A 24,094-nucleotide genomic window follows, 5' to 3' on the forward strand; every position below is an offset into this window, starting at 1 on the left:
ACAATATCTAAATTTTAACCATTTTTTATATTAAATTGTAGTTGTTAAAATCTAATTAATTTTGATTCTCGCCATAAAAGTAGCGGAAGAACCGATATTTAACTGCTATACCAACAGAAACTAGATGAAATTTCAGCTTTATTAGTTGACAGGAAAGGTTGCAATTACCTTTTGCTTTTGGCTAATCCAATCAACCATAACACAACATATTATAATTTAGTCAAAATAAGATTTTTAAAAAGTTATTTAATGAAAATAAAATAAATATTTTTCAGTGTTTAGAGTTTTAATATTTATTTTATTTAGAATATATTTTAAAAGACAAGCTTGATATCTGTAGTAACTATTTACAGCAGTTATCAATTGAATTTTACAACCGCTTTGATAATTGCGATCGCTATGAGGTAAATAACCACCCGAAAAAATTACAATAGACAATTACTGATTTATTGAACGCTGATGTATGTATGGTATAGCTTGCATTTTCAGCATCGATGTAATACTGTTGTTGCAGACTCCTATGAGTTGTTATTAAGGTATTCATGGCGTGAAAAATTACTTTTTTACCATCACATACTTAATTGACAACTGCTATATTGGTCGAACTTAGCAGATTATTGATTAGTAGCAATACCATCGCATTCATCCTGATGGCTCTCTTGTAGGCTACCCGAATTAGATGTGGGACTAGGAGGAACAACGATATATTTACTACTTTCTAAGTTGTAAATTTTGCCTGGCTCAAAGTTGTAGGATTCTTGCAGGGTTAGCATACCTTTTTCATCATTAATAACTTCCAAACCATCACCCTGAATTCCATAAAAACCAATGCCGCCTACACCGGGATATGTCTTCTCAGTATTAGGGTCAAAGTCTATATCTTGCCCTCCAAATATTCCTAGTGTTCCCGCCATAGGATAAGCATTTTTGACAGCTTTATCATACTGAGATTGGGTAGTAACAATTGGCCCTGTAACTTTGCGATCGCTAATAATAGAGCGGAAGTAACCAGGAATATTTTTTCTATGAGGGACATTTGAGCAGAAAGACCACAGTGATAAAGCGCCTTGTATTAAGACAAGAGAATTTACTGGACGGGTTAATTTGTTATGTTGTGTACCTGCTACAGTAGCTGAAACAAAAATACATCCAAAACTGTGTCCCATCAAATGAAATCGCACAGTATTATCTGTCACCTGTTGAAGTCTATTTAACAAATTGAAACCGCTAGTTTGACCGATTTTCCGAGCGCGGTCTTTCATTTTCCAGAAAGATAACAATCTCGGAATGTTCAAAAATGCATCTCCGGCTGATTTCACACTATCCCCAATTCCGAAGCTGACATCTTCGTTTTCTTCTGTCAGGGTAGCTTCATATACACTTTCAGGATCTAAATTTAATGATTCGTTTTCGCTCCACGCATCTGCATCTTCTGCTTCACTACTCAAAGATGCTTCCTTAATCAAAACCTCATAAGCTTCACGCACCTCTGATGGTAATGTGTAAGGTGCAACGTCATATTCTCCGGCCGCAGCGAAAATTGTTCTGAGTGCTTCTCTAGTAGTTTCAGTATCAGCTATCCGATGAGCATACTGTTCAACTAACTCTTCTTGAGAATCATCTGTCGTGTCAAAAGACACAATTGTTTTGTCTGGCGACACTGCACTTAGGTCTTCATCTCCCCAAGGCTTACTAGGCCAATGTAGACCAATTAACAGGGGGTTAAATCCTGGTCGCACCTGTTTCATTTTTTCAATATCAGCCTGGTTTTTAGCCATAGCTGCAATCCATCTGTCATACTGGTCTTTTGCCGCCGGAATGTCACCTTGCCATCCGTGACTCATCAAAAAGACATCTGTGATTGGTTTCTCAGGCTTGGATAAGGTTTCTAATACCTTTTGGCTAATTAGCTCTCCATTGTTTGCGCGTTCTTTGCCATTAGCATCAAAAGCTATTAGATAGTAGTTCAAAGAAGTTCCGATTTTGTCTTTAATTAGCATCCGTAAATCCTTGTGACTCAGGGTTTGATTCCGATATATGGTGCTAAGGTCGGAGAAAAACAGTGTATTGATTCCACAAGAATTCTGGCTGTTCGATAACAGCACGCCAACTTTTTTGCCTAAAAATACACTTAGGCAAATACTTCTCTAACAACTTTTTTTGGATACACTGTAACGCTGCGAACTTCTGGCGCGTTTCCTACTCTCTTTACACAAAACTGGTGTATGATAATTAACCGCTAAAGCAGCTAAAAATTGTTTCTGCCTTAGATCAGTTAAGAGGTTGAGTTCGCAAATAAGCCTACCAATTACTGGCTGGTTCATCATTAAGAACTTGTGGATGCTCATTTAGCTTCCTGGCTTGCGATCGCTTAACACGTAGTAAAATCGATATTATTAGTTACACAATAACTTTATCTAGTCTAAATACCCTGGGTAATAATACTGGGTCTAATCGGAATTTTACTTAAGAATGATTAAAAAAAAATAACTTTATCTGCATACTGAGGGTTACAGGCAAATTTAAGCGTAAGTAAGGCATTAAAAATCCCACGCCTTCAAGGCGTGGGAATGTCAATATAATTACTAGTTATAATCAGTGCTTGCTCTGCCCCTCTTAATTACGAATTACGAATTACGAATTAGTAATTATTGAGCAAAGCTTTGCCCACCCTACTCAACTTAATGATGGTGGTGATGATGGTGATCCCCAGCGAGTTGGGGATTAACTGCCAAAGTTTGCTCTGACAACAACTCTGCAATATGAGCATCAGCCCATTGGGCCACCATTGCCAAAAATTCTGGGCGATCGTTAACGCAAGCCATTTGCACGTAGTTCGTACCAGGATGCTGTTTTTCCAAAGCATGGATGATGTGGTGTACATCCAATAAAGTTTCGTGGTTTTCTGTGGCAAAGCCAATTGGCATAAAAATTACCACTTTTGCACCTAATTGAATCAGGTTATTTGCAGCTTGCTCTGCATTTGGCTGTGTCCAATCAATTAGGGGCGTGTCATGATTGAGCCAACCCACGGAGATTAAAGGATAGCGGTTAATCAACTTATCCCGAACTAAATCGTACATTGCTTCACTTTCGGCAATCCCAGAAGTAAAGCCTTTAGCTTTGTGGGGACAGCCGTGGTTCATTAGCACAATGCCGATTTGAGAAGGTAGATAAGCGCCTGCTAACTCAGCAATTTTCTCCTCAACCAGATGAGCCATCAAATCGATGTAGGCTGGTTCGTTGAAGAAAGAAGGAATGTAGCGCTGTGCTTTAACCCAGTGTTCCTCACCATCAGTCAACTCAACGAGAGCGTTGTTAACTTGCTCGATCGCAATACCACTAGTAAAGATAGAATCAACAACCAGCAGTGGGTAAATTAGCAGCTTCTCAAAGCCTTCGTTTTTGATTTCTGCTAAAACTTGATTGGGTAGAAAAGGGGCGCAGAAGTTAAAAGCCTTGAAAACTTGAACCTTATCACCCCATTTTTCTTGTAAATTCTTCTCAATCCCAGCCCGTTGCTGTTCAAAGATGGCATTGTGTGGGGAGATAAAATCGTGGTGTGTGTGTCCCCACTCATGGCGGTCAAATAGCGCCAAAAGCTTTGCCAGAGGGGGATAAATCCAGGTTGGTACTGGTGCAAATTTTGCTGTCAGTAGATTTAAAGCCTGTTCGTTATAGTTGGCGAAATCTTCGTAGCTTTCGACTTCGCCGTAGCCCATAAGCAGTACGGCTACACGGTCTTTACCTGATAGATGCTCGTGGGTGTGTTGTACTTTTTCCGGCGTGGCAACCACAATTAATTCCTCAATATAACCAGAGTGCAGAGAAATATAAAGTTAGGGAACAGTTTGCACATTTTCCCTACTTGTAACTTATTATCCCATCCAGGGGGATAGGATAGGTGGGAAAATCCCAATAATACATCAAAAGACATATAAAATTTACGTGGGGCATTGGGTATGCAAAATTGAACCATGCGCCATCTCGTATGTCGCTGGAATGGCGAAAGTGTTCAGCCCCAGCCCCTTTGGGGAAGTCAAACCCTTCGGGGAATTCAAAATTCAAAATTATCAATTCAAAATTAAAGACAATCAGTGGGGGCTTGAAACCCGCCACTGATTGTAGACCACTGATTCAAAGAATCAGTGGGGGCTTGTACCCAGAATTAATTAATTCAAAATTATTCTATTCTTCATTTTGAATTTTGAATTTTGAATTTTGAATTCAAAAAATGGTCAAAAGTTAACACTGAGCGGAGTCGAAGTGTCAAAAGTCAAAAGTCAAACAGGAGTCAGAAGTCAGAATTTATAAAAGGTTTGATATCAAAAGTACGTTCATCCCTTCTAGTTATCTCCTGAGCTTTTCACTATTCTGACTCCTGAATTATGAAATTTTGCTAAATGCGTCTATCCAGATTTAAGTCTTCGACAATTCCCAACATCAAGTTGAGAGTTTCAAAATATTCTCTTAAAGGTGCAAAACTTAACATATTTGTAAAAAGATTAGGTTCAAATATATTATTTTCTACTGGTTCCTCTATGGCGATGTATATCATGTCATCAACAAAAGAAATATAAACATTTCTGTTGGTTTTCTTGCGAAAGCTAACTATTTTATCCATTAAACTAGTAGATAAGACATAGCGTGCTTCTATTTGGTCATCACCATAAACAGTGAACAGTTTAGCAAATTCTGGATCTTCTAATTTAATTATCTGTTTTTTAGCAAGATTAATAGTATGAATATTAGCGTTAATAAATTTGGGCTGAACGATTGTAACAGTTTGTAGATTTTTGTTAAATTTAGCTTTAAAAAATAATCCTTTGAAGACTACACTTGCACGGGTAAATTGATTTCTAAAAACTTCAGCTTCAAACTTTTTGTATTCAATGTTTTTACCTTGCAAAATACTGCCAAATATATATGGAATTATTTTTAATAACCTAACAAATAAAAAAACTGTATAAGATATAAATGGTGGAATAATTTGATAAAATACTTTGAATTCCTTTAATGTTTTAGGGATAAATTTTTCAATAGGTGGTTCGGGTTCTTCTGGCAAGGTTTTACTTGGTGATTGTAGCTTAACTTTTGATTCAGTGGGATTTGGTGTAGTCACAGACACATCAATATTATCTATAAATAGGTCTGTAAATAAGAGTCGCCTTGCCCATTTTCTCGTTGCTTCATCGTCATTAATTAGGAGTTGCTGACAAAGAGCGATCGCATGATTAATTTCCCCATTTTCTTGATATGCTTTTATCAGCCATTTATGTGCTAGCAAATAGTGTTTCGTAGCCGGAGAAGCAGCTTGACAAAAAATATTTAATGCTTGGATTGCTTTTTTATAACGTTTTTTAGTAATAGCTTCATACCCAGTATTTATAAGTTCAGTTTCTTGTGCAGTGGTGAGTGAACTTTTACTTGAATTTAGTGATGGTTTTTGTTTTGTGGGTTTAGCTTCTGAAAATATTTCGGCAAGATAGTATTGTGCTAATATCTGAGTTGTTTGATGTTTGCTGTTGCTCAATTCTTGGCATAGGCTAATTGCCTTGTCAAAGTGTCCATTATATAGGTATGCGTCTAAAAGCAACACCCGTGCATAAAAATATTCTTTTCTATTTGTTTCTGCATTATTTTGGAAAAAACTTTCCAAGCCCTGAAGTGCTAACTTGGAATTTTTTTGATATTCTAACAGGTTAACTATTGCATTTAAGAATTCTTGAATATTTACCAACTTTAATTCTGACATGTTTTTTAAATTTCAATATTTACATTGTTTCTTGCTTGTTGATTAGCTTGAAACTGCAATTTTAATTGATATTTCATCCACCAAGCTATAATATTTGTCGGAAACATTTCTACGGCATTATTATATTCAGTTACGGCAGAGTTATAAAATCTTCTAGCCGCAGAAAGTTGTTCTTCTACTTCCCTTAAGGAATATTGTAATTGGATAAAATGGTCGTTTGTTTTTAATTCGGGATATGTTTCAACTATTACTATAATTTTACTTAACATCCTCGAAATTTGGTCTTCTACGGCAAATCGGCTATTATCACTTAAGTTTTTTGAAGTTGCTCTACTTCTGAGTCTGCTAATTTATATCAATGTTTTTTGCTCAAATTGCATATATATTTGAGCTAAGGTAACAAGGCTAGGTATCAAATCGCTTCTTTTTTGCAGAATTACATCAACAGTAGAAAATGCATTATTAACTTGATTCTTTTTGTGGATTAAACTATTATATAAAGCAATAAAAATAATTAATATTAGAACTACCAAACTAATGATACAGATAAACATTTGATTTGTTGGAGTAATCTAATATTATTTATAATCCCAATTAATAAGTTTTTAAAATAGTATTCTTTCGGAAAAATATATGAGGCGGCTATAATTTACTCAGTAAAAATAAGGTAATATATAAGGATATTACTTGATTTTTGAAAAAGCTCTGTACATCGGAAGAGTCAAAAAATCAAAGGTAGTGTTAGAGATGAGTATAATTATTTGCCCTGGAATCCATGAGCCAGAGTTAACTGAAAGCTTTAGAGTAGGATTGTTAGATGTAGTTGGTAATAGCGCGATCGCACCCAATCCCCCAAATATACTGATTTATCCGGGTAAAGATTTTTTGGTTTTATCAGCATTTCATATTTTGCAGTTTTTGCGCGTTAGCCTAGCTCACCGCAGGCATTGCTTGACCAACTCTATAAAATCACCAATTATATTTATTAGCTTTAGTGCTGGCGTAGTCGGAGCAATAGGGGCAGCGCATTTGTGGCAACTCTCAGGTGGTCGTGTCAAAGCATTTATTGCTATAGATGGATGGGGAGTACCACTACAGGGTAATTTCCCTATTCACCGGATGAGTCATGATTATTTCACGCATTGGAGTTCTTGTTTGCTAGGTCGTGGGCAAAATAACTTTTATGCAGAACCAGCAGTAGATCATTTGTGCATCTGGCGATCGCCCCAAATTGTACAAGGCTGCTGGGTAGATTCATCCATTGAAATTTCTCCACCCAAAGGTCGTCTGACAGCAACTGAATTTTTGCTTATGCTGTTAAAGCGCTATGAAGCAAATTAATCCGGACAATGGAGTAAGTAAACAGGAGTTAGGAGTTAGGAGTTAGGAGTTAGGAGTTAGCATTTATTCTCACTTCTGCCCCAGGGCTATTTCGTTCTAGACATAAACTGCCCAGAACTGAAGTTCCCCGGCTCATAGCTAAAGTCCGTTAAAACTGACTATAACCTCTTCTCAGTCGTCTTTAGACGACTTTCGCTATTAGACTCAGAATTTATTCTGAGGCGGGCTAGATGAGAATGAAATAGCCCTGCTTCTGCCCAATACCCAATGCCCAATGCCCAATGCTCTATCTCCATCTACCTAAAGAAAGTATCTAAATGTTTCCAACTGAACCAGCTGCTGTTAATAACGGGTTTGGCGCACTGCTAAAAAACCGTGGTTTTATGCTCCTGTGGATTGGGCAACTGCTGTCCCAGTTAGCAGATAAAGTCTTCTTCGTTTTGCTGATTGCTCTGCTGGAGAACTACCCTCCGCTTCCTGGGTTGGCACAAAATTCGATGTACTCAACCTTGATGCTGTCGTTTACAATACCAGCAATTTTATTCGGCTCTGCCGGTGGTATCTTTGTTGATCGGTTGCCAAAAAAGCTGATTCTGGTCGGATCAGACATCGTGCGGGGAATATTGACGCTGTGTCTTCCCTTATTGCCACGACACTTCCTGATTTTGTTAATCCTGACTTTTGCCATTTCCACGGTGACGCAGTTTTTTGCACCAGCTGAACAAGCAGCCATTCCCTTATTGGTAAAGCGAGAAAATTTGTTGGCAGCCAATGCCTTGTTTAGCAGCACGATGATGGGAGCTTTAATTGTTGGCTTTGCTATAGGAGAGCCAATTTTGAGTTTGGCAAAAAGCTTGATGGGAGAAGAATATGGTCAAGAGCTTGTAGTTGGTGGATTATACATATTATCGGCTGCGATCATGCAGCCAATTAAGTTTAAAGAACCCAAACTCTCAAAAGAACACCAGGCATCAAATCACCCTTGGACTGAATTCACCGAAAGCCTGCGCTATCTCAAGAAAAACCCTTTGATCTTGAATGCCATGCTGCAACTGACAACTTTATATTGTGTGTTTGCAACCTTAACGGTGCTGACGATTCGATTAGCCGCAGAGTTTGGTTTAAAAGAAAAACAGTTTGGCTTTTTCTTGGCAGCAGCAGGCGTGGGTATGGTATTTGGTGCGGCGATTTTAGGCCACTGGGGTGATAAATTGGATCGCAAGCCCCTACCTTTAATTGGATTTTTGATGATGGCAATAGTTTTAGGGGTGTTCACTTTTACGCACAACTTATTACTGGCGCTAGGACTCTGTGCATTTTTGGGTATAGGTGCTTCCCTAATTGGCGTACCCATGCAAACTTTAATTCAACAGCAAACACCACCTACCATGCACGGTAAAGTATTTGGCTTTCAAAATCATGCCGTTAACATCGCTCTGGCGTTACCTCTGGCCATTACTGGGCCATTAACTGATGCTCTGGGCTTGCGAACTGTGCTTGTAGCAATGAGTATTGTTGTCGTAGTTGTCGGTGTTTGGGCTTGGCAAAATACCCGCAAAGTCTTGCAAGACGTTATTTAATTAATGTAGGCTAATAATCTAGCTTTATATTTAATATATAAAATTATCCGAATTTGATTGAAGTTTTCAATTAAAATGAAATCTTAAATACAGAATTTCAGTATTAACTTTAGCTATAGTCTGAGGTTTGACCGTGCGTTCACAAAGTGTCTCCGCAGGAGAATTGCTTTCCCAAATCAGTCTTCCACAAACCGAGAATCACAAACAGTCTCGTGCTTCTAGCCCGCCAGCCGTCCCCAAACGTGCATCTGGTGGTTTTGCTCTCCTTGACAGCCTTCATCGCCACGGCGTTGATTATATTTTTGGTTATCCTGGTGGGGCAATTCTACCAATTTACGACGACCTGTATAAGGTGGAAGCAACTGGTGCTATTAAGCACATTCTCGTGAGACACGAACAAGGCGCAGCCCACGCCGCCGATGGTTATGCCCGTGCCACGGGTAAAGTAGGAGTATGCTTTGGCACTTCTGGTCCAGGAGCAACTAACTTGGTGACAGGCATCGCCACCGCCTACATGGATTCAATCCCGATGATTGTGGTTACGGGACAGGTAGCACGGCCATCAATTGGTACAGATGCGTTTCAAGAAACCGATATTTACGGGATTACGCTACCGATCGTCAAGCACTCTTATGTAGTGCGCGATCCTAAAGATATGGCGCGAATTGTCGCCGAAGCCTTCCACATCGCTAGCAGTGGGCGTCCGGGGCCAGTTTTGATTGATGTCCCCAAGGATGTAGCTTTAGAAGAATTTGACTATGTGCCTGTAAAACCAGGTTCAGTGAAGTTGCGCGGTTATCGTCCTACGGTGAAGGGAAATCCCCGGCAGATTAATGCTGCCATCCAGTTGATTACTGAAAGCCGCCGTCCGCTATTGTATGTCGGTGGTGGTGCGATCGCATCTGGTGCCCATGAAGAAGTCAAACAACTAGCTGAATTATTCGATATCCCTGTCACCACAACCTTAATGGGGATCGGTGCATTTGACGAACATCATCCCCTCGCTTTGGGAATGTTGGGAATGCATGGTACTGCTTACGCTAACTTTGCCGTTAGTGATTGTGACTTGCTGATTTGCGTTGGCGCTAGATTTGACGATCGCGTTACAGGCAAATTGGATGAATTCGCCTCCCGCGCCAAAGTAATTCACATCGATATCGATCCCGCAGAAGTCGGCAAAAACCGTATTCCTGAAGTGCCTATCGTCGGCGATGTGCGGAACGTGTTAGTAGACTTGTTGCGTCGCTGCAAAGAAACAGGCGTTAAGGCTACCCCTAATCAAAACCAAGAGTGGTTAAATTTAGTTAACCGTTGGCGCGATGAGTATCCTCTAATAGTGCCGCAACATCCCGACAGCATTTCACCCCAAGAAGTAATTGTAGAAGTCAGTCGCCAAGCACCCCAGGCTTTCTACACTACAGATGTCGGACAGCATCAAATGTGGGCAGCACAATTCTTGAAGAACGGCCCAAGGCGCTGGATTTCTAGTGCTGGTTTGGGAACGATGGGTTTTGGCTTACCTGCGGCAATGGGGGCGAAAGTAGCGTTTCCTGATGAAGAAGTCATCTGTATTAGCGGTGATGCCAGTTTCCAAATGTGTTTGCAGGAACTTGGTACACTTGCACAGTATGGGATAAATGTCAAGACAATAATTATCAATAACGGCTGGCAAGGGATGGTGCGCCAGTGGCAGCAAGCCTTCTACGGTGAGCGTTACTCATGCTCAAACATGGAAGTAGGGATGCCAGACGTAGAGTTATTGGCAAAAGCTTATGGCATTAAAGGCATGGTAATTAGCGATCGCAGCCAATTAAAAGATGCGATCGCCCAAATGCTAGCACACAAGGGGCCAGTAATCTTAAATGTCCACGTCACCAGAGACGAAAACTGCTATCCAATGGTAGTCCCTGGTAAGAGCAATGCTCAAATGGTCGGCTTGCAGAAGCGATCGCCAAAAGCGGCAGCAGAGCCAGTGTATTGTAGTAACTGCAATGCAAAAAATGCTCCTACCCATAACTTCTGTGCTGAGTGTGGGACGAAGTTGTAACGCTTTTTGATAATTTAGACCAGAGAGGTAGGGGAGCAAGGAAAAGGGGAGAAATATACAGGAATTCCCCTACTTCTGCTCCCTTTCCTCTTGCGTAGATGTCACTTAATCTTCCTGATTAGGTCGGCTTAAAATACTCATTACTTCGCCAGGGTTAGCGGTTGGTAGTAGTTGACTCCTAGAGTAGGGGTTTAAAGAAAAGCAATCGCGGACTCTTCCCGGAGGGCGATCGCTTTTCTTATACTTTTGATAATACAGTATAAAACTATACTATAACTACTTGAGGCAACTTAACCTTTTTCATACGCAGATGAATATACTCTCTGCGTATTTTTTATGAAAAAAAGATTCATCCCAATGTATATTTCCGCATTCTTTTGGGAATCATAAATCGAGGAAGCATGATAAACCGCAAAATATAGCTTCCTGAAATATCACGTAACTTTTAAAGGATAATTATGTCTAAACGCAAGTTGCCCAAAGGCCGTAGTATTAGTTCAGTTGCTCTAGAACCAGAAGTTGCGATCGCCATTCTTGGACTGTTTTCAGCTGCGGCTGACGGTGAAGGTATTTCTTCAACAGAAGAATATGCTTTAAGTGAATTTCTCGGTCGGGTTGGTTTATTTGAAGATTACTCTGAAGAAGACTTTGAAGAATTGACCGAAAAAGTCGTCAGCTTGATTGAAGAAGAAGAACCAGAAGATTTAATTGCCCAGTCCATCGAATCCTTACCTAATAAAGGTTATCGCGAAGCTGCATACATCACAGCGATCTTAGTGGTAGGGATTGACGAAGAAGTACCCGAAGTTGAACAAGATTATATCTCTGAACTTCAAGAAGCCTTAAAGATTTCAGACGAACGCGCACAAGAACTTATAGACGGAGTGTTCGGAGAGGAAGAAGATGAAGATGAAGATGAAGAGGAAGAGGAAGAAGAGTAATCTTTTTTGAATTGCAACCTCAGTCATCTACCATCTTTAATTTGGGGTTGCTAATTTAGAGGATGAAATAATTTTGTTTGAGTTAATGTTCCGATTCCCGACTTCATAAAGAAGTTGGGAATCTTGCACGTTAATCAAAATTAATCCGATACAGTACTAGTTAGAAATTGGTACATTTTTAAATGCGGCTGTATCTGGCACAAAAATGTCCAACTTATTAACACCATCGGGAACTCTTAGCCAGATATAAGCATCTGCGGAGGCTTGGGGACGGACTTGGAACAAAGAAACGCTTCCTGTTGAGCGATTGAGAGCAACTCCTTTGTAGGTTACACTAGTCTCAGGATTGCGGGCTGTTGTACTAGCAACCGATATAATATCACCACCAACAACTCCGTCTGTGGCAAGGCGACGAATACGCATTTGCAGATTTACCACATCACGGTTTCCAGTTTCTGGATCTTTAATTCGCTTTGCTGAAAGTAACTCAACTTCTGCCTTTTTGCCAAAAGCAGGCTGCACAAATTGACCAGGGCTAATTGCTGAAGTTGTAGCAGTAGCTGGGGATGGTGAGATCGTTAGTTGTGGAGAAGTTGTAGCTGTAAGATTTGGCACTTGAGTGGGAATGGTGTTGCTGACTGTGTTACTAGCATTTAGTGTCTGCCGCAACGTGAAAACTTCATAAGCTACATAGCCGCTACATCCCAATGCCAAAGTAGAGAGTAATACAGCTACACCAGATAAAAATGTACTCACACCATTGCCTCGATTTCGTATTTCTGTATATGCAGGTTCACTTATGTTTCTATTTTGTAGTCCCATAAATTATGTTTGTGCGTAGGCGCAGCCCGTCATAGACATCGCCCACCTATGAAACATGTGAACATCTTCCCTATACTAGTTAAGTAACTTTACTGAGCCAATTCTTCTCTATCCGGAAAAAAGTTTTTGGCAAAGTAAAAATATCTCTCTTTAGGATAAGGAAAATTGGTGAGACTTAAGGCTTTCAATCAACCACTGGGTGTTTTGTTAATATTTTTGGCTAGCCAGATAGGATTTAGTTTTATTGCGAAAGCACAAACCCAAGTCGCGCCAACAACCACTACAAAATCAATTTGCTCTACCCAACTGGGAACAGCTATAGATGCTGTAATCAATCGTCCCTTATTTAGTCGGGTGCGCTGGGGAATTTTAGTGCAACCTCTATCAATAGGGCCAATTCTTTACAGTCGGGATGCTCAGAAATACTTTACTCCCGCGTCTAACCTCAAATTACTGACAACAGCAGCTGCATTGCAGCAATTGGGTGCTAATTTTCGGATTCGCACCTCTATTTATCAGAATGGCAATGGTGTTTTACGGGTTGTCGGTAGGGGAGATCCAAGCTTAAGCGATACTCAACTGCAAACATTAGCACAGCAGCTAAAACAGAAAGGTATTACTCAAATTCAGCAATTGATAGCTGATGATAGTTATATTCAAGGTGATATTGTTAACCCCACCTGGCAATGGGAAGATGTGCAGTCAGACTATGGCGCACCAGTCAGCAGCTTTATTATAAATCAAAATATTTTTAGCTTAAAACTTGTACCGCAGGCTGTAGGTAAATCTTTACAAGTGGTGTGGATTGATCCTGGCGAGGCAAAAGAATGGCGGATAATTAATCAGTCAGTAACCGTTGCCCAAAATCAACCAACCTACGTCAATGTTACCCGCGAATTATCAGGAACAGTATTACGAATTCAAGGACAACTGACAACGAATTCTGAACCGTCTTTAATAGATTTGCCTGTAGTTGATCCTAATTATTACTTCTTACGGCGCTTCCGTGCAGCTTTGGCAACAGAAAAAATTTCTTTGGGACAAATATCAGTAGCAAATGGTGGTGTCAATCAAAAGGAAATAGCATTTGTAGAGTCGCCACCTTTATCTGACTTATTAATGGAAACTCTTCAGAATAGTAATAATCTTTATGCTGAAGCCCTATTGAGAGCATTAGCTGTAGAAAAACCCAAACTGAAAAATCAAACTAGTGCTGATGTAGGTTTGGAAGTTGTCAAAGCGAGTTTAACTAAATTGGGAGTTGATCCAGCAAATTATATTTTAGTGGATGGTTCGGGTTTATCACGTCGTAATTTAGTTACACCAGAAGCTTTTGTACAAACTTTGCGAGGAATCGCAAGAACACCAACAGCATATATATATCGCACATCTTTACCCGTGGCAGGTAAAAGTGGAACCTTAAAAGACCGCTTTCAAGATACACCTGCTGAGGGGATTGTCCAAGCAAAAACAGGTACGTTAACGGGTGTAGTTTCTCTATCTGGATATATGAATGCGCCTAATTATGAGCCATTGGTTTTTAGTATTCTTGTCAATCAATCTGAACAACCTGCAACAGTTGTGCGGCAGGCAATTGATGAAATTGTTGTGTTGTTAACACAGTTGCAGCGTTGTTAATCTTATTGCCATTCAATTAAACAACAGGTTTAGTAATTCGGAGTCCCATGATTACTAAATCCCGTTCAACGCTGTCAATTTCGGCAACTTTAGGTAAATGTCCCCAAGGTTGAAAACCAAATGTTTCAAAAAGTTTTAAACTAGGTTGATTGTGGGCAAAAATAAAGCAGAGAAGAGTCTTTAAACCCAAACTCGGACTTTCATTAATTGCTTGTGCTAATAGTTGTCGTCCCAAACCACATCGATGGAAGCCAGGGGCTATGTAAATACTAATTTCGGCAGTCTTATTATAGGCGGGCCGCCCATAAAAGGATTGGAAACTCAGCCATCCAGCAATTACTCCCTCTACTTCAATTACCCAAAGTGGGCGTTGTGAAGGCGATCGCGTCTTAAACCAAGGAAGGCGACTTTCCACAGATACTGGCTCTAAATCAGCAGTTGCCATACAGCTAGGAATTGCAGCATTATAAATTGCCACAATTGCAGGTAAGTCAGTTTCAGTCGCATGGCGAATAGTCATTGCTACCGTCTCGGAAAAAATCTTGAGAAAATATTCAAAAATAATACAGCGTTACGAAAGCTGTAACACTATCTCACCAGAATAGTTTTGGCTCCCCATCGCGCCGCTTGGATAGCAATTGCAGTTATTCTGGTTCCTATACCAATAACTAAAACATTTAGATGTATAGGTTTAATTAACCATCCCTTAACCTCACTGAAGTTTTGACATATTTTCTCCAGATAGCTTGGGATAATACAAAAGAATTTATTTTATTTTTCGGATATTTCGTTTGTGTAGTGTGTATGATTAAGATGGTGAATAAGATTAACAGTGTAAATTGCATTGCTAATGAGAAACCCTGCAACACAGTAGTAGACTAATATGATGTTAAAACAGAACATGTCTTTAGATTCTGTAATATCTCCACAGTTAGAAGCTCAATCTATCAAAGAACTGGAGCGCATACTGAGCGTTAAAGATTTTCAGGCGAAACTGGTAGGAGCTAACGGAGAAAGAATTAACATTCCTGAACCGATTTATCAAGTGCTGCTTCAAGTTGTCCAGGCAATGGCATCAGGTAAGGCTATATCTATAATTCCTCAACAACAGGAATTGACGACACAACAAGCTGCGGAGTTTCTTAGTGTATCACGCCCATACCTGATCAAGTTATTAGAACAAGGTGAAATTCCTCACATTAAGGTGGGTTCACATCGACGGGTTCGTTTTGATGATTTAATGAATTATAAACAGCAACGGGATGTGAAGCGCGATCAACTCTTAACTGAGCTAACTCAGATCAGCCAAGAAGCAGGATTCTACGAATAGGAGTAATTCAACCAACAAAATGGCTGAACAGCTTATTCTCTTAGACTCTTGTGTTATGTTCCCGATGTACCTGCGTGACATTCTACTTCGTTGTGCTAGGGCTGGTTGTTATTTGCCTTATTGGTCGCAGGAAATTCTTGATGGTGCAACTCGCAACCTTGTAATTACAGGGAAGATGTCAGTTGAGAGAGCAATGAAGTTGGAGGGGACAATTACAGCAGCCTTTCCAGAAGCAATGGTGGAAGTGCCAAATGGATTAGCTGAAATTATGACAAATCATCCTGGCGATCGCCATGTTCTGGCTGCTGCTGTTACAGCTAAAGCTGATATAATTGTCACCTCAAATATCAAGCATTTTCAAGCCAAGGATCTGGTTCGTTGGGAAATAGAAGCGCAACACCCCGATACCTTTCTTACTCATCTTTACGATCTTGACCCAGATTGCATACTTCAAGTAATACACCGATGGTCTCAAGATTTAAAAAAGCCACCGCTGACTTTTATCGAGCTACTTGATCTGCTCACCAAAGAAGTACCAATATTCGCCAGTAAGATTTTATGGCATGAATATAGCCAGAGTGTTTTCCAAACTGCTAAAAAAGCCTTGGATAAATTAGGCAAGGTGGCACTAGAAGGGGGTCTATATTTAGAGGGAGAGTGCTATCGACTCTGGCAGAATCGGGGAGTTTTAACAATTACTGCCAAGGACAACCGAGGGGAAATCCTGCGAGTTGAGAATGGGAAAATTCAGGGAAAGCTCTCATCAGCAGATATCAAGGCATTTCAAATATTTGAACAAAGCTTAGAACAAGAAATAGAACAAGCTAAAACACAGAAATCTTAAATCTGATAGCCTAACGTTGGCTGCTAATGTTACATCTAGTATCGTTGAGCGGGGAAAAAGCAACGTGAAAGCACAGGTATTTAGAGGCGTTAATCAACTTTCTTACGAAGATATCCCAGTTCCAACTCTGGAACCAGATGAAGTGCTGGTACAGGTGCGGGTTGTGGGGTTGTGTCAATCAGATATTAAGAAAATTCGTTATCCACTGTATGAACCACCGCGCATTTTTGGACATGAAACTGCCGGCACGATCGCAGCAATAGGCAATAATGTCAAAGGTTGGCAAGTTGGACAACGGGTAGCAGTGATGCACCACATCCCTTGTATGCGTTGCGCCTACTGCCTAAATGATAATTTCTCCATGTGCGATGTTTACAAAAACATCTCCACTACCGCAGGCTTTAACGCCAGTGGTGGCGGTTTTGCCGATTATGTCAAGGTTCCCGGACATATTGTGGAAAATGGTGGGCTAATTCCCATCCCCGATAACATCAGTTTTGAAGAAGCGAGTTTTGTAGAACCAACTAACTGTTGTTTGAAAGCAGTGAGAAAAGCTCAAATTGCTCCAGGACAAACTGTATTAGTTACTGGTGCTGGGCCAATTGGGTTAATGTTTATCATGTTGGTGAAGTATTTTGGAGCAAAAGCGATCGCTACCGATTTATTACCTTCTAGAATTGATAAAGCCTTAAGTGTCGGTGCAGAAGCGGCTTTTGATGCTCGCGATCCCGATTTACCTGCCAAAATCTCTGCCTTAACTGGTGGACTAGGTGTTGATGTTACTTTGCTGGCTGTACCCAGTGATAAAGCATTTTTTCAAGCACTTGATAGTACCCGCAAAGGCGGTAAAATCTTATTTTTCGCCGAATTTCCTGATGAGTTGGAAATTCCCATTAACCCCAATATTCTCTACCGTCGGGAAATTGACTTGATAGGCAGTTACAGTTCCTCTTATCGGCTTCAGAATCTATCAGCCGATATTGTGTTTAATCAGCGAATTGATGTAAAAGCGTTGATTAGCGATCGCTATCCATTAAAAGATTTATCAGCAGCTGTTGAGCAAGCGATCGCACCCACAGAGGATACTTATAAAATCTTAATTTATCCGTAAAAGGGAGATCAGGGGGATCTCTTCAATTTTGAATTGCGATCTCCCTCTGCTCCCTCATATCCTTGCTAGCCTCAAAAAAATGCTTATTACCCTAGTTGCAGTTGCTCTACTAGCTTTTTACGTCGCCTGGAATCTCGGAGCAAATGATGTCGCTAACGCGATGGGAACCTCTGTAGGCTCCAAAGCTGTTACCCTCAAACAAGCACTGATAATTGCTGGGATTTTAGAGTTTACGGGTGCTGTGTTGTTTGGACATGAGGTAACAGAAACCCTAGCAACGAAAATTGCTAATCCCGCCTTGTTCGCAGCTACACCCCAAATATTCGTAACTGGAATGGTAACGGTACTAATTTCCTGTGGTGTGTGGTTGCAAATTGCCACATCACGCGGTTTACCAGTCTCATCTTCTCATGCGGTTGTTGGTGCGATCGCTGGATTTAGTTGGGTAGCTTTAGGAGTAGAGGCAATTGATTGGTCATCAATTGGCTTAATTACCATTGGCTGGGTTTTAACGCCATTAATTAGTGGTGCGATCGCTGCTTTATTCTACAGTCAAATCAAGCACTGGATTTTAGATCAACCCAATCAAGTAGTCCAGTTACAAGAATGGATTCCCTGGTTGAGTACTCTGCTGCTAGGTGTCTTCGGCGTGATTGTATTACCATCGCTAACTGAACCGCTAACCAATTTTGTAATTGAGCAAGTTGGTTTTACGATCCCTACTTACGACATCCCACTGTTAACCGGTGCAGTAGCAGCAGTTGGACTCACAATCATGAGTTGGCGACAATTGGGAGATAAGAGAGACAAGGGAGAAATACTCCCTAATCCTGTAGAAAGATTATTCGCCCGATTCCAACTCCTAAGTGCTTGCTTTGTCGCCTTTGCTCATGGTTCTAATGATGTGGGAAATGCGATCGCTCCTTTAGCTGCGATCGTCTACATTAATCGCACTGGTAGCGTACCGACAGATGGTATCACGATCCCCATTTGGATTTTAATCCTTGGTGGTGCTGGTATTGTTGGTGGTTTAGCTGTCTGGGGTAAAAAAGTCATCGCCACTATTGGCGAAAACATTATTGCCTTACAACCTAGTAGTGGATTTTGTGCCGAACTTGCTACTGCTACCACCATCCTCATTGCCTCCCGGCTAGGTTTACCAGTCTCTACTTCCCACGCTCTTGTCGGTGGTGTAGTTGGTATTGGACTAGTGCAAAATATCAAGTCGATTAAGTTTCAAACACTAAAAGGCATTGCCGCCGCATGGCTAATTACAATCCCCGTGAGTGCTGTCCTTAGCGCTGCCATCTTTAGCATTGCCCGGATTTTATTTCTCTAAAGAATTATTAATATTTTTCTAATTTTTTCATCTACTGTATCTACTCAAAGTAGAACCTAGATTGCAACAACGCCAAAAAAGCGGGTTTTTGCAGAACTGCTACTCATTCATTAGAATGTTGTGCAGGGGATAGCGTAACTTTGAATTTCCACAAGAAGATACTTTAATCTCCATTTAGAGATATAAACTGTCACACAAGTTACATTCCACACGAATTTACAGTTAATTTCGCAAGTCAAGAATGAGAAAAGGGGCAGGGGGTGGAAATCCCCATACATAATAAATTTATTTGCTCTCAAACCCTTGTGGCAGGCGGAAAGATACTAGAATTCCCCCCGCCCCCTGCTCCCCAGCCTCTTCAGTCAGACAATTCTGTGGCAATAATGCACCCATCTGCAAGTCTTTGACAATTACTATTGGTAGCAAAACAATAAATGTTTATTTGGAGTGAGATTTATTTAAAAGTAAAAATCTCATTAGCAAATAGTTGATGTAAATTAAACTGATCAAAACAAAAAAGGTTGGAGTTGAAGCGACTTACAGCCATAGGGATAATCCAAAGTCCAAAATCGAATGACAAAATACTTGTCAATCCTGAAGAAAACACTGTGTATTAAGCAGTAAGGTAAATTTGATGCTTTGCCAAGTTGTGTTCACTATGACAGAATTACGTTGAAATGCGGAAGTGCTGTTAAAATTTTTAATTTATCTGACAAAATACATGAAATTAGTATGAGCGCCAATAAAGTGTACCGGAAGCAGCTTTATCGTCAAGGTGTTAGAGGTTAGAAGCTAATGGGGCGATTCGAGAAGCAACCAGAAAACCCAAGAGTCAGAGGCGAGCTATCCAGAGCAGCAGAAAATGCTCTTTGGGCTGTAGTTGAAGATTTAGAAAATCTTCAGCAAAACGTCCTCAGAGGATTGCAGGAAGACGTAAAGCGACTTCAGTCAGAAAAAAACCGATTATCTGATGATATTCAAAGCTTAGTAGAGGAAAAAGAGCATTTACAACAAGTGCGCCAAATTACTGAGCAGCAAGTGTTAATTCGGCAACTGGCAGAAGTTCTGGCAAAGCATATATCTTCCCAACTGCAATCCTCTCTGGCAACTTTAGCTAACCAAACCATAGAGGGCAAGTCTTACGATCAAGCTGCGCTTAAGTCGGCTGAAGTAAGCAGCAATGTAGTAGGTGAAATAAACGAAAAAGTCGAACACATGTTTGACAGCTTGGATGACACCGTTACTGTTACCTTTAACTCGCTGCAACAGGAACTGAAGAACTATCAAAGTAATCTTTCCCAACAGTTGTCACGGATGTACAGCCAGCAGCAGCAAGGGGAAACGATTTTGGCGGAGTTTGTTAATCGCCTGCATGGAGAACTAGACAAAACTATTGAAGAAGCTTCACGCAAACCAGCGACAGCAGGTATACCTACTGTTTTGCAGTTTACCGAGCCAGAAAAAAACAGTTCTTTTGAGACATCCTCGCCACAGGTTGGCGAAGTAGTAAGAAATTCCTCTGAGCCAATTTCCCCGATCGCTAATAAATTTTCACCAAGGGAAACGATATCAGAGCCGACTGTTGTTAAAGAAAACGCCGCGAACCCAATTTCTGCCCCCAGCAAAGACTTATCCCAAAGGGAAACGACATCACAGCCGCCGGTTCTTAGAGAAAACGTCGCTAACTTAATTTCTGCCCCTAGCCAAGACTCGTCCCAAAGGGAAACAACATCAGAGCCGACTGTTGTTAGAGAAAACCCCGCGAACCAAATTTCTGTCCCTAGCCAAGACTTGTCCCAAAGGGAAACTAAATCAGAGTCGAATGCTGCTGTAGTTCCGCCACCAAAAGAAAACGCTGCTGAACCAATTTCTGTCCTTAATAAGGACTTGTCGGAAAACGAAACGACATCAGAGCCTCCTACTGTATCTGTGCCACAGCCGGAAGCAATACAACCTTCACGAAGGAGAAACGCTGCTGAATCAATTTCTCTCCTCCGCAGGAACGTATCGCAGAGCAAAGCTCAATCTTCACCGATCGCTCCGCTAGAGCCGCCGCCGCCAGCAAAACCGCCACAATCGCGATCGCGCAATTCCTCTGGTTTATCGTCGATCCAAATCGGTTTATTGTTGATTGTCTTATCGGCAGTCCTATCGTCGCTTTATAACGTAGCCATCAGAGTGATTTTCCACGAAGGTTCCCAGATTTTTGGAGTATTAGAGGTAGAACGCTTGCTGCCACCGACTTTGGGCAATACTTTCTTAATTTTGACCTTACGATTTATGGTAGTAGTCCCACTGATGGTATTGTTGTCTCCGATACTGCATCCAACCCTGTGGCAAGACTTAGAAAACTTGGCTAGCTCAGTTAGAGGAAATCCCACAGCTGCTAATACAGCTACAAAGCAGATTTTGCTGTTGTCAGTTGTGAGTGGCTGTTTTTTGTTTTTATCTCAGCTTCTCATATACATTGCGATCGCTCAAGTCACAACTGGAATGGCGATCGCACTGTTCTTTATCTATCCGATGGTTAGTGGTTTATTGTCGTGGTTTCTGTTCCGCGATCGCCCTACCACATTTCGCATCAGTGCGATCGCTGCGATTTGCTGCGGTGAATTGTTGGTTTTAGGAGGTTCTCCCAACCCAGGTATGGGTAATACTTCAATGGGAAGCAGCGCCGCCATTCTTTCCGGCGTGGCTTTTGCAGCCTACATAATTCTGACGCGGGTTTGTGCTAGCAAACTGCATCCTGTGACTTTTACTTTGATTAACTTCGCCACCATGTTGCTGTTGAGCTTTATCTGCTTGATGCTACCTTTACCAGGCAGTTGGAATTTGGTAGTTGATCCCTCTAAGATGCTGGAACTGGTTTTAAGTGCATTTATTTTGGGTGTGTTGACTCTTGCCGGCTATTTGCTCAACAATGTTGGTATTAGTAAACTTGGTGGCTCGCGATCGGCGCTCATCGGTGGTACCATCCCAGTTTTAACCGTGATTTTCGCTGGGCTAATCATTCAAGAAAATTTGGATATCGTGCAAATTATGGGAGTGTTGTTAGTAACCTTTGGCGCGGCTGCTTTCAGCTTTGAAACAATGCGAAATCAGGTTAAACCCTCTAATCCCACCAATTAAATGACGAGTTCAATCCGTTTAGGTGTGGTGGGAGCTAAAGCAGTTCCCATCACTCTCAGCACCAATCTTGGCGTGAATACACTAGTTGCAACTTCTCTAAATCATCTGAACATACAACATCCCCGGCTTCTGTGAGAAGTCGGGGATCTCAATTTTTACGAATAATTTACGACTGCTGTAAGTAAGTAGGTGAGAATAATTCAAACTACATTAACTGATGTAATGTAAAAAATATTGAGGCGTTGCTGAATTGAAGTATGAATCTGGATGTAGAGACGTAGCACTGCTACGTCTCTGTCTCTACAAGGATTTTGGTATTATGCAAAATCATTTTCATACATGGAATCAGCAACGCCAATATTGAAATTAGTTTGTAGTGAGCGGCTGGAGCCGCTCTCTCCGAGACGCTACGCGTAGCTTGCTTCCTCGCAGGGGTACACTACATTATTTACGCCATCCTACTTATAGGTGGAGATAGCACTTAATAGATGAGTCAACAGTAATTAGAAAACTTGACTTGTAATATATTTTTAGGGATTTAGCCTGATATAGATAGGTAAACACGTATATGTAAGCAGTATGAGTAGTACTGACTCAAGCAATTTAGCACGAGTACTTGCTCACAAAGAAGATTGGCAAGGACTTAAAACCATTACAGCACGTTTTGGAACAAGGAGATGAAGAAGTAGCAGAAGTATTTAGAGTAACCCGGTTTTTAAGCATGGTAGACTCAGCAAGTGGGCAAGAATAAAATGAACTATGTTGCACAATATAAACTTAATCAAATTGCCTTGTAGTAGACCTTCAGACCTTAAAATAGAGCTAGAGCCGCTTACTACAAACCTTTAATTATTCACGCCCACTTAACTTATTGTGTTTGATGAGATGGTATCTTTATTTATGTTGGTCTGCACTAGTCAATTTGGTCTGCGTAGGCGTAGCCCGCCGCAGGTATCGCCTAGACGTTTAGAGAAAGAAGCTTATATCGTAGCTTGCTGCGGATTCTCTTCTTTTTATTTACGCAATTTAACCTTCTCAAATATATAAAACAGCGAGGTAAAAATATACTTAAAAGTAGCCAATGAATTAGTTAAATCATGAAAATTTAAAATTCTTTCATGAAAAAAATATCTAAATAATCATAAAATCCATTATATTTTATTTATTTGGATTTGACTAATAACTAATTATTCGGCTATTAGCATAATCAACAAAGTGTAATAACTATGCAATTAATTCAGAGTCAATCAAGGCTTTCTGTGTAAAATTATCAACACAAAAAGATAATTACGAATCGCATTTAATAGGAAGCAGACAATATCATCAAACCTTGATTTAGCAATAATATAAATTATTTAAATAGACATTATTTATAAACTTTAAAATACATGATTTTGTTATAAACTGAAAAAAGAATGATATGATGAAGAACGAGAATTGAAAAAATAACAGGTATTTTGAAAATTGAAATTAATTGCTCTACTTGATGTCTACTATCTTTCCTTAAGCCAACGGCTTATACTGGCGAGACATCACTGGAGGTTGTGAACAAGATGATAGTTTGCAACGAGCCGTGCGGCTCAACCTCTGAATGTTTCTACACCTGGGAAGCGATTTCTTTTTAGACCAGTCCCAATTATTTCTAGTAATTTGTGTGCTAAAAATAATTCGCTAAAGCTGAATAAAAACCATCTTTTTCGAGTAACAGATATCCCATGATGAACCGCGCAAACTAATTTTTACTCCGAGTCGGCATAGTGCCATAATTAAGGTGTAAATAGCTTGACGTTGTTGCTCTAGAAAGATGAAAAAAACCTCAGAGAAGTTAAAGGCTTTATAGATTACTTGCAACACAGTTGACTTTTGGGACAGAAACGGTCGTCAAGCTGGACTTGGTGATGTTTATAATTTTCTGGTCAGATGCAGAGACAGTTATAATAACCACAACTAAATCTGCCTTAATATCAGAAAATATGCAAAAATGGTAGTTTGGGCTACCACGGATCTCATAGTTATCGCATACTAATATAGTCTGAAGTTAAAACATCGCCTTCAGCCAGGTGTATACTACCTATTTTCAATCCATTAAAAATTCTGTAAACGTGCTATTCAATTGTCTGTAATATGAGTAACGACATAGATCTGATCAAACGTCTTGACCCCAGTGCGATGGATCAGATCATGCTTTATCTGGCTTTTAGTGCCATGCGGACGAGT

The 24,094-nt window shown here is 40.4% G+C and carries 17 protein-coding genes and 2 pseudogenes; 12 read left to right on the forward strand and 7 right to left on the reverse strand.

All coding sequences use genetic code 11. The annotated features are described in order from the left end of the window. Nucleotides 1-614: 614 nt before the first annotated feature. From V7K25_RS09390 to V7K25_RS09405, 4 genes and pseudogenes are all read right to left on the reverse strand, one after another. Nucleotides 615-2,000 (reverse strand): hypothetical protein, encoded by a 1,386-nt coding sequence (locus V7K25_RS09390; protein ID WP_335157219.1) that lies wholly within the window; start codon nucleotides 1,998-2,000, stop codon nucleotides 615-617. A gap of 681 nt (nucleotides 2,001-2,681) precedes the next feature. Continuing rightward, nucleotides 2,682-3,797, reverse strand: a complete 1,116-nt coding sequence (locus tag V7K25_RS09395) for a ferrochelatase (protein WP_335157221.1) — start codon at nucleotides 3,795-3,797, stop codon at nucleotides 2,682-2,684. A 602-nt stretch (nucleotides 3,798-4,399) separates the two neighbouring features. Then, entirely contained in the window at nucleotides 4,400-5,755 is a 1,356-nt protein-coding gene (locus V7K25_RS09400) for a DUF3137 domain-containing protein (protein WP_335157223.1), read from the reverse strand. 5 nt (nucleotides 5,756-5,760) lie between these two features. Continuing rightward, nucleotides 5,761-6,309, reverse strand: a pseudogene (locus V7K25_RS09405) (LemA family protein). A 193-nt stretch (nucleotides 6,310-6,502) separates the two neighbouring features. Between V7K25_RS09405 and V7K25_RS09410 the strand changes: the two are divergent. From V7K25_RS09410 to V7K25_RS09425, 4 genes are all read left to right on the forward strand, one after another. Further along, nucleotides 6,503-7,096 carry a hypothetical protein gene (locus V7K25_RS09410; protein WP_335157225.1) on the forward strand — a complete coding sequence of 198 codons (594 nt, stop codon included), beginning with the start codon at nucleotides 6,503-6,505 and terminating at the stop codon, nucleotides 7,094-7,096. Between the two features lie 317 nt (nucleotides 7,097-7,413). Then, nucleotides 7,414-8,676: an MFS transporter gene (locus V7K25_RS09415; RefSeq protein ID WP_335157227.1), complete on the forward strand. Its 1,263-nt coding sequence runs from the start codon at nucleotides 7,414-7,416 to the stop codon at nucleotides 8,674-8,676. Between the two features lie 133 nt (nucleotides 8,677-8,809). Beyond that, on the forward strand, nucleotides 8,810-10,723 hold the full coding sequence (gene ilvB / locus V7K25_RS09420) for a biosynthetic-type acetolactate synthase large subunit (RefSeq protein ID WP_335157229.1): 1,914 nt from the start codon (nucleotides 8,810-8,812) through the stop codon (nucleotides 10,721-10,723). 458 nt (nucleotides 10,724-11,181) lie between these two features. After that, entirely contained in the window at nucleotides 11,182-11,664 is a 483-nt protein-coding gene (locus V7K25_RS09425; RefSeq protein WP_335157231.1) for a tellurite resistance TerB family protein, read from the forward strand. A gap of 156 nt (nucleotides 11,665-11,820) precedes the next feature. Here the strand turns inward: V7K25_RS09425 and V7K25_RS09430 are convergent, their stop codons facing one another. Next, complete coding sequence (locus V7K25_RS09430; RefSeq protein WP_335157247.1) at nucleotides 11,821-12,420, reverse strand: hypothetical protein; 600 nt, start codon at nucleotides 12,418-12,420, stop codon at nucleotides 11,821-11,823. Nucleotides 12,421-12,654: 234 nt separating this feature from the next. Here V7K25_RS09430 and dacB point away from each other — a divergent pair, with 234 nt between their 5' ends. After that, entirely contained in the window at nucleotides 12,655-14,124 is a 1,470-nt protein-coding gene (gene dacB / locus V7K25_RS09435) for a D-alanyl-D-alanine carboxypeptidase/D-alanyl-D-alanine endopeptidase (protein ID WP_335157233.1), read from the forward strand. A gap of 16 nt (nucleotides 14,125-14,140) precedes the next feature. Here dacB and V7K25_RS09440 read toward each other — a convergent pair whose 3' ends face one another. Then, a complete protein-coding gene (locus tag V7K25_RS09440) occupies nucleotides 14,141-14,644 on the reverse strand; it encodes a GNAT family N-acetyltransferase (RefSeq protein ID WP_335157235.1) in 504 nt (167 codons plus the stop codon). Nucleotides 14,645-15,007: 363 nt separating this feature from the next. Here V7K25_RS09440 and V7K25_RS09445 point away from each other — a divergent pair, with 363 nt between their 5' ends. From V7K25_RS09445 to V7K25_RS09460, 4 genes are all read left to right on the forward strand, one after another. Next, nucleotides 15,008-15,454: a helix-turn-helix domain-containing protein gene (locus tag V7K25_RS09445; RefSeq protein WP_442948078.1), complete on the forward strand. Its 447-nt coding sequence runs from the start codon at nucleotides 15,008-15,010 to the stop codon at nucleotides 15,452-15,454. A gap of 19 nt (nucleotides 15,455-15,473) precedes the next feature. Beyond that, complete coding sequence (locus V7K25_RS09450; RefSeq protein ID WP_335157237.1) at nucleotides 15,474-16,298, forward strand: PIN domain-containing protein; 825 nt, start codon at nucleotides 15,474-15,476, stop codon at nucleotides 16,296-16,298. A 64-nt stretch (nucleotides 16,299-16,362) separates the two neighbouring features. Next, entirely contained in the window at nucleotides 16,363-17,409 is a 1,047-nt protein-coding gene (locus V7K25_RS09455) for a zinc-dependent dehydrogenase (RefSeq protein ID WP_335157251.1), read from the forward strand. 79 nt (nucleotides 17,410-17,488) lie between these two features. Then, on the forward strand, nucleotides 17,489-18,748 hold the full coding sequence (locus tag V7K25_RS09460) for an inorganic phosphate transporter (RefSeq protein WP_335157239.1): 1,260 nt from the start codon (nucleotides 17,489-17,491) through the stop codon (nucleotides 18,746-18,748). Nucleotides 18,749-19,033: 285 nt separating this feature from the next. Here the strand turns inward: V7K25_RS09460 and V7K25_RS09465 are convergent, their stop codons facing one another. Further along, nucleotides 19,034-19,174 (reverse strand): hypothetical protein, encoded by a 141-nt coding sequence (locus tag V7K25_RS09465; protein ID WP_335157241.1) that lies wholly within the window; start codon nucleotides 19,172-19,174, stop codon nucleotides 19,034-19,036. Between the two features lie 369 nt (nucleotides 19,175-19,543). Here V7K25_RS09465 and V7K25_RS09470 point away from each other — a divergent pair, with 369 nt between their 5' ends. The 3 genes and pseudogenes from V7K25_RS09470 to hetR all read left to right on the forward strand — a co-directional run. Further along, on the forward strand, nucleotides 19,544-21,877 hold the full coding sequence (locus V7K25_RS09470; RefSeq protein WP_335157243.1) for an EamA family transporter: 2,334 nt from the start codon (nucleotides 19,544-19,546) through the stop codon (nucleotides 21,875-21,877). Continuing rightward, a complete protein-coding gene (locus tag V7K25_RS09475; RefSeq protein WP_335157245.1) occupies nucleotides 21,878-22,012 on the forward strand; it encodes a hypothetical protein in 135 nt (44 codons plus the stop codon). A gap of 1,989 nt (nucleotides 22,013-24,001) precedes the next feature. After that, nucleotides 24,002-24,094 (forward strand): annotated as a pseudogene (gene hetR / locus V7K25_RS09480) (heterocyst differentiation control protein); the annotation flags it as partial.

Source organism: Nostoc sp. (genome assembly GCF_036919495.1).
Classification (GTDB): domain Bacteria; phylum Cyanobacteriota; class Cyanobacteriia; order Cyanobacteriales; family Nostocaceae; genus Nostoc.

What these genes read in the sequence shown, in the direction of transcription:
- V7K25_RS09475 (WP_335157245.1), top strand. Translation starts at nt 21,878, where the DNA reads ATGACGAGTTCAATCCGTTTAGGTGTGGTGGGAGCTAAAGCAGTTCCC.
- V7K25_RS09450 (WP_335157237.1), top strand. Translation starts at nt 15,474, where the DNA reads ATGGCTGAACAGCTTATTCTCTTAGACTCTTGTGTTATGTTCCCGATG.
- V7K25_RS09410 (WP_335157225.1), top strand. Translation starts at nt 6,503, where the DNA reads ATGAGTATAATTATTTGCCCTGGAATCCATGAGCCAGAGTTAACTGAA.
- V7K25_RS09445 (WP_442948078.1), top strand. Translation starts at nt 15,008, where the DNA reads ATGATGTTAAAACAGAACATGTCTTTAGATTCTGTAATATCTCCACAG.
- V7K25_RS09460 (WP_335157239.1), top strand. Translation starts at nt 17,489, where the DNA reads ATGCTTATTACCCTAGTTGCAGTTGCTCTACTAGCTTTTTACGTCGCC.
- V7K25_RS09470 (WP_335157243.1), top strand. Translation starts at nt 19,544, where the DNA reads ATGGGGCGATTCGAGAAGCAACCAGAAAACCCAAGAGTCAGAGGCGAG.
- V7K25_RS09390 (WP_335157219.1), bottom strand. Translation starts at nt 2,000, where the DNA reads ATGCTAATTAAAGACAAAATCGGAACTTCTTTGAACTACTATCTAATA.
- V7K25_RS09425 (WP_335157231.1), top strand. Translation starts at nt 11,182, where the DNA reads ATGTCTAAACGCAAGTTGCCCAAAGGCCGTAGTATTAGTTCAGTTGCT.
- V7K25_RS09415 (WP_335157227.1), top strand. Translation starts at nt 7,414, where the DNA reads ATGTTTCCAACTGAACCAGCTGCTGTTAATAACGGGTTTGGCGCACTG.
- V7K25_RS09400 (WP_335157223.1), bottom strand. Translation starts at nt 5,755, where the DNA reads ATGTCAGAATTAAAGTTGGTAAATATTCAAGAATTCTTAAATGCAATA.
- V7K25_RS09440 (WP_335157235.1), bottom strand. Translation starts at nt 14,644, where the DNA reads ATGACTATTCGCCATGCGACTGAAACTGACTTACCTGCAATTGTGGCA.